This is a genomic window from Natronococcus sp. A-GB7 (assembly GCF_029688865.1).
Lineage (GTDB): Archaea > Halobacteriota > Halobacteria > Halobacteriales > Natrialbaceae > Natronococcus.
Genome location: NZ_JARUKV010000058.1, coordinates 1 through 6,829 on the forward strand (window position 1 = coordinate 1; position 6,829 = coordinate 6,829).

Consider the following 6,829-nt stretch of genomic DNA (forward strand, 5'->3'; position numbering starts at 1 on the left):
ACTGGCTCAACTAGACAGTGCCGCGCGACCGAATACCTCCAATTAAGGCACCTACTCCAACGATAATAAGAACACCTCTGGTGACAGGACTCCAATCAGCAGGAAGCACAGCGATAGCGAGAGATACTGCTCCAAGACCTGTCATAACATATCCGAACTTCTTCGGACGTGCAGCAATGACAAGCAATCCAATACCACCGAGTACCGGATACAGGCTGACAATACCGATCTCGTAAGAAAGGTGTCCAATAATAGCAAGACTAAATAGAAGTAGCGCTAAAACGATCCATGGATATTGCCATCGCTTTATCATTTTCACATTCAGGTTATTCTGACTCTATAATATGTCTTCTGAAACTATCATACCCAGTACGCACGTGTAGAGTACAGTAGATTCACGTGAATAAGTCTCTAAAGAAGAGGATTTCAACAGAGCCGAGCAAGTAGATCCGGAACTCGCTGAGCACGCTTGGCAGTTGGCAGCCGACGGTTGCTCGAGCACAATCTCGAATCTGAGATGGCAGTGCGAGACCTCTGTTGGGCATTACCGCTCAAAACGGATACAACTCTTGACCAGCTCTCTATACCAAATGTGAGTAATCACTTCTAATTTTCACTATATTGCCAGCAGATCAGAGAATTACGACGGTGCCTATGTCAAATACGCTAGCAATAACCTCTAGCCCAGCGTCCGCAACTAAATTTTAAGCTATCTACGAAGCTCTTAGATGTATGTAGCTAATAAGCACACCTAATATGGTCATATTTAGCCAAAGTATATGTGAGCCGTGAAACCCCACATTTCTAACAAACTGTCTTGTGAGACAGTCTGAGCCAGTAACACCAGAAATCGAATGATTGTATCTCTATCTCCGTCCTTATCGACAGAACTGAATCCGATTATCAACACTTGTGTCAATAAAAAAGCCCTCTAATAACGTTCTTCACGCCAGAAACTGAACTAGTTCTCAATATTGGCCTAGCATTCTTCCAACAAACTGTACACAAGCTGTATATAATTCCCCTTCTCTGTACAGGTTGCATGCCGGAAAACGACAATGGTGACAGGCGTACAAATTCGGATCAATCAAGTTCTGCGACCGCGATCGGTCGGCGGCCGGTTATGCAGTCACTCGGTGCAGCAAGTTTACTAGCAGGGGGTGCAGCAGCGCAAAGCCAGATGGACGAAGTCGTACCACAATCGATGGACGAAAAAGAAGACATAGAATCGGACCTGCCCAAAATTGCCGTCTTCGCTGGGCCACGAGCTACGATCCTCAACACCAGTGCGATGACGACAAGTAACAAGGCCCGGGAAAAGTATGGATTGGATCTCCTGACTGACGACGATGATAACCCGATCGGATCCGGTCCACTTCGTCCACAACGGCTCGCCACTTCTGCTACGGTGTACATTGAGGCCTTCAGTGCACATCCACTGGAAGAACAGAAATCAGAGCTCTATGCTGATCCAGATGGATACATCGATCCGGAGACTGGAGAATTCAGCGACTCTGAAGTCTCTGACGGTGTCCCAGCATACGAGGTTACCCTCAAACCGGAAGACGGGCTGTACATGCTTCCGTACATGGCCCGGAAGGCAACTGGTGAACCGTGGGACTCCGACAGCCTCGATCCGACGAATCCAACAGCAGAAGAAAGCCGTGTCCCGTTCTTCCCGGATGGGTCCCGACTAGTTGAGCAGATCGATCGGTTCGGAATCGTCGGTGGTACAAACAACTCGCTGTCCTCGCAGGCGAACTTCGACTACTACCGACCTGCACCGCCAGGTGGATACGAGGACGGGCTGCCTGAAGAGGAACGGACCGATGAAGGAGACGGGGACATCCCGCCAGAGACCTGGGGAGAAGACTTCTTTACCTACGCGCCGGTCAGTGAGGACCCAACGCGTGAAATCCTTGCAGACGCCACCAATGAGGTCCAGGCGGCGATGGATTCAACCGATTACGAGGGAGGTTTCTGGCTCGAAAGCAGTGCATCCGTTGAGGAGACAATTTACTGGATCAACCTGCTTATCGACACGAAGAAACCGATCTGTGGGAACGGGTCTCAGCAATCTCACGGAGACCTCGGTAACCGTGGTGACCGGAACGTCCTTAATTCGGTCGAGTACATCAACTCTGGTATCTGGAAGGACGATGAAGGACGTGACAAGGTTGGAGCGGTACTGATTCAGGAAGAGCAAGCCTTCACCGCACGCGATGTGGAGAAGGTGGATGACCGGCCGGGCGGGTATGAGACTATCGGAGGCCACGGCGGGATTGTGGCTGATATCTCCGAAGAACGGTTGACCTTCGTACCTGAACGGAAGCATACGTGGACCTCTGAGGTGAATGTAACCTCACTTCCACGGCACGTAACTGGTGTCCAGAAGACATCCAGTGGCAAATTCACAGAGGTGAAGGTAGAAATCACTGATTCGTATAATAAGCTTCAGCCGTCGATCCCGGACGTCACGATCACGAAGGGTGGGGCATACTCCTCAGAAAGTTTGCCGAACGATGGTGAGCCTGATCCAGTGCTGATGGAAGATATCGAAAGAAAACTCGAGTCCGAGCCATTAGCTGGATTCATTATGGAAGGGAGCACGCCATACGGCGGCCTACGTGAGGAAACCGAGACTGCACTAGAAAAGGCTGCTCTTCGAGGAATGCCTGTTGTTACTACCAGCCGAGGACGGCCTGGCGGGTTCATGGGTGTCAACGAAGGAAATCTCTTTATTGAAGGAGAGAACTTTGGAACGACGAAGGCACGGTTACTGTTGATGGCGGCGATGATGAAGCTTGGTTCATTGCCTGTTCCAAGTGATCCAGACAATCCGTCTGACGCTGAAATCGATGCAATACAGGAGAAGATTGCGGAGTATCAGGAAATCTTCAATACGCACTGATCAACATCGAGTCTCCTGTTCGTGATCTCTATTGATCTAACTCGAGTGCTACTCGATAATTGAGCGGGTATCTCGCATGGTTTGCCGACAGCGCTCCTTCAGTGAAGAAACTAGAAAAGAACCACGATCAGTTTCTGTCTCGAGGGGCTCAACTGGATGGGCATGGTTGTCGATAATTCGTATTCCGTTAATCATGTCCTGGATAGTCATACCTCTAATTATCTCACAGTCGACTTGTATACGTGGGATCAATCCAGACGAGGGTGCTTAGTGGCGGTCTCTATTCTCGAGATAAGCTCTTGATTGGATTTCTCTCCGTCCTCCCCATGGTGAACCCGTTGGTGGCAATTCGGGCATAAAGCAACACCGGTGTCAGGATGATCAGGACCGCCATCGCTGCGGCGGTACAGATGATGCACCTCTAGGTACAGCTAACCATCCTTGCCGACAAATGGCGCTTCGTTCCCAGAGCCTTAGCAAACGCCATTAGCAACACGTAGTGCGCATTCTCTAATGGCTTCTGATCTGGTGTATCTGGTTCGCGTCGTTTCGAGGGTTGTCTGTTGGGCAGCCCCTCCATCAGTTGTCGCTGCTCCCTTCGTTCTCTCCTAGAGTTCGTCAGTCTCGACTGCATCCAAATTGGAAGCAGTGAGGCACTCGGAGAAGATTGTGCTGAGGTCGAATCTATCCACGGCCGTACCGTCGGCGCAGGGGAGCACTATGAGTGAGAACTTTCATCGCCGAGTATGAACGCCTCACAGATCGGGTGTACGAACTCCAAAACGAACCCGATTGCTTACAGCGGCAACTCGCGGCTACGAACAGTCGTATTGACGAGGTCACTGAGTTAGTCGAGTACGTTGACGAACAGCGAGACCTCGAGCGTTATCATGAACGCCGTGAACGTATGGTCGATCAAGCTGGCGTCCTCACTCGAGCAGAGTGGTGGCTCACTAGCGTCCCTGTCGGCGGCGAGCTCGAGGAATAGCGCTGCTTCCTCTTAACCAACACACGAGGGGGGAGTCGTTACCCTTTGTTGGTTAAGGGCTTTCGCTAATTCGATCAGTAAATTGCTACCTGAGTAGCAACGTTGTCGAGACTCTCGAGTATCTTGCTTCGGACTCCTCGAGGAGCCACACGGCCTGGCGATCAAAGACGAGCTTGAGGGCTACTATGAGAAGGAAATCCATCATGGCCGGCTCTACCCGAATCTTGACACGGTCGTCTACAAAGGACTAGTCGAGAAAGGAAAGGCCAACCGCCGCACCAACATCTACTCAATCACGCAGCGCGGAACGCGGGATATCGAGGCCCGCCGCGACTGGGAAGACCAGTACGTGGACGACCTCATCTCTGAATAACCATTAAGTGCTGTTCCAGCTGGTCGACTGCCGGAGAACCACCGGTGACCGATCGATAACCTGGCGACGATCCGTAAAAAGGTAGTACCCCATGACTTACCTGTGTGGCGTCCCGTGGATACACGATGGCATCACCTGATGACCAGCAGTCGCTGTCGGCTATCGGATGTGATGCGTGCCAGTCTGCCGTCCAATCTGGCGGGCAGCAAGAGGTGTCGTTTCTCCTCCTGGATCAGCTTACGATCCCTGTCCTCAGCTGCGATGAGCACCTCGAGCAGTTCTCTTCGGTCTGTGGATTGACGACCAAGGATACGGCTGATCTCCTGCATCATCGACCGGCTGGTGGAGTGTCGTGTCCCAGTTGCCGTCTCGCCCCATACAATTCGTCGCATCCATTGGTCCAAGTCCAGGATGGGGTCATCCTCCCGATGGCGTGTCCGAAACACCAATCCGAGATCCTCCAGCGGTTCCATATAGGGATCCAGACACAGCACCAGTTGACAGTCGGACTCGATACTAGCACATCCTTCTGAAGAGGACAGCGGGTGGACTGCAGACCTGGAAGAATCGGAGAGTCAGGTTTCGGGGTGGTCATACCGGTCCCACCGGTACTTGCCTGTCCGCATCACCCAGTACCGGCCGTCTGCCTTGAGAAGATCGTTATTGCTGACCGCCGTCGAGACGAGGTCTGGGATACTGGTGCTGATGATACCGCGGTCACGTGCGAGGTCTGTGATTTCCTCGAGAGTGGCACCTGGGTTCTCCGCGATAACCTCCAAGAGCCGGTCGTAGTCCTTTGGCATGGATCAGGATATCCGGTATATGGCGATTGCGTCTGATCCGCAGGTAGGACAGGCTTCAGTGTCCTTACTCACGGAGGTTCCGCAGTGGCGACATTCGTACACGACTTCTGGCTGTTGTGTCCAGGACAGTAACCGGTCTACACGTTCAAATAGCATAGAGAGGGAGTCACTCCGGGTTTACGACGTCCCGGCATTCGGGGCACTCGGCGTAGATTGCTGGTCCTGTCTCTGTTTCGTATTCAACAATCACGTTGGCCGTCGTGATCTCGGCTTGGCAGAACGGGCATGTACCGAGAGATGGTAGATTCGGCGTGGACATGGGTTGGTAGAGGCGGTGTGTGGAAAGGAGGGAGCGCGTGTGACTTGCAACAGGGTGGTGGTGGTGTGTCCGCTCCCTCTATTGCCAGTATCGTACCCGGATTTGTATATAGGAGAGCCAACCACAGTGAAACTGAAACTCGAGGTTCGGGGAACTGGTCTGTCAACGAACGATATGGGGTGATGGGCACTGTCTCGTTGAGTTCCTTGTCAGCTAGCGTTTGTCCGCCAGACGGTCGATTCGGTCTCTGATGAGTGTCGTACTGCACGAACTGTTCGATCTCTTCGTGTGTGCTCGTCTTACTGCCCACCCACGAGTATTGAAGCGGTCGACGTAGAGGCATACTGCGACCACGACGAAGACTAACCGACTCAGGGCTCTTGATCTGCCGACAGTTGGTTGGGATTCCCTCCTTCGAGGATGTGCAGTTAACCAACAGCCAGAAGGATAGTCGGGGCCTTGTTGGTTAACTGTCCGAAGTACTATCCAAGCTCGAGTGGAGTTCGCAGAGATACATCGTCTGCGGAGTTATCGAGTTCGTCATGCTGCTCGTGATTGTTCACGCCTCGAGAGACGGGCGACCAGCTTGAATGCCGCGAGCAGTGATTCCCGATAGGAGTAGCTGGCGTCTTGGAGTTCAAGGATCCAAACGGCGACGCCAAACTGCTCTCTAGGAACGAGCGTCTCACTGTCCCCGTCGAACGCGAGACCGTATACTCGAAGCTGGCGCTACAGTCGATCGACGTGTACGACTCAGCAAGTGATTGTATTGGTCCGTAGATTGCTCAGCCCTGTGTTTGACCTTGATCCTGGAGTTGAGATCGATCTTGCTGTCAATTTCATTTTCACTTTCACCCTGTCTGGGAAGTGTTGTTATGCCAGCAAATCGGATTCGTTAGCGGACTTCACATGAGATCGCCACTCGAAATCACTGAAGAAGAGATATACTGGCTCCGGAGTCGAGATGTGAGTGATTCACCGAAAATTGGCGGAGAGGAATACTTCTCAGAGCACGATGTCACGCCGCCAACCAAGGTTACCAGCGATGATCTTCCACCAGCTGAGACGGATGCTGTGCGAGAGATTGACAGAAAAGCCGTTGAGCAAAAAAAGCCACACGGCAAGTGGCAGGTTACGGGATCGGCAGACCGAGTCGAGGAGCTTTGGCCCGAGCTCCTACGTGACGCCGAGGATGGAACTATTTGGGCGGTAAAGGCGATGACTGCATTTGGGTACGACAACCTCCCGATGTATGATGACTACATTCTAACGGTGTACACGCCCAACTACTTCGAAAAGCACGACGTTGACCGTGTTCGGGAGCATCTCCGTGATGCACGTGGTGTCGATCACGAACTGTACTACAAGCCAGATGTCTATACAAAGAAAGGAATCGTCGCAGACACTGCTGAAGAGTTCGGTTTGTCTGCTCCCG

At 52.3% G+C, this 6,829-nt stretch carries 3 protein-coding genes and 1 pseudogene; 3 read left to right on the top strand and 1 reads right to left on the bottom strand.

All coding sequences use genetic code 11. The features are described 5' to 3' along the window. Nucleotides 1-1,180: 1,180 nt before the first annotated feature. Nucleotides 1,181-2,911, top strand: a complete 1,731-nt coding sequence (locus tag QA609_RS24285) for a hypothetical protein (protein ID WP_278305199.1) — start codon at nt 1,181-1,183, stop codon at nt 2,909-2,911. Nucleotides 2,912-4,035: 1,124 nt separating this feature from the next. Continuing rightward, nucleotides 4,036-4,272: pseudogene (locus QA609_RS24290) on the top strand (helix-turn-helix transcriptional regulator); the annotation flags it as partial. A gap of 575 nt (nt 4,273-4,847) precedes the next feature. Here QA609_RS24290 and QA609_RS24295 read toward each other — a convergent pair. Then, nucleotides 4,848-5,075, bottom strand: coding sequence for a hypothetical protein (locus tag QA609_RS24295; RefSeq protein WP_278305200.1), 228 nt, complete (start codon nt 5,073-5,075; stop codon nt 4,848-4,850). A gap of 1,228 nt (nt 5,076-6,303) precedes the next feature. Here QA609_RS24295 and QA609_RS24300 point away from each other — a divergent pair. Next, on the top strand, nt 6,304-6,829 hold a 526-nt coding region (locus QA609_RS24300), incomplete at its 3' end, for a putative phosphothreonine lyase domain-containg protein (RefSeq protein ID WP_278305201.1).

Bases quoted from the DNA above. Each gene is read 5' to 3' on its own strand.
- QA609_RS24285 (WP_278305199.1), top strand. From the start codon at position 1,181: ATGGACGAAGTCGTACCACAATCGATGGACGAAAAAGAAGACATAGAA.
- QA609_RS24295 (WP_278305200.1), bottom strand. From the start codon at position 5,075: ATGCCAAAGGACTACGACCGGCTCTTGGAGGTTATCGCGGAGAACCCA.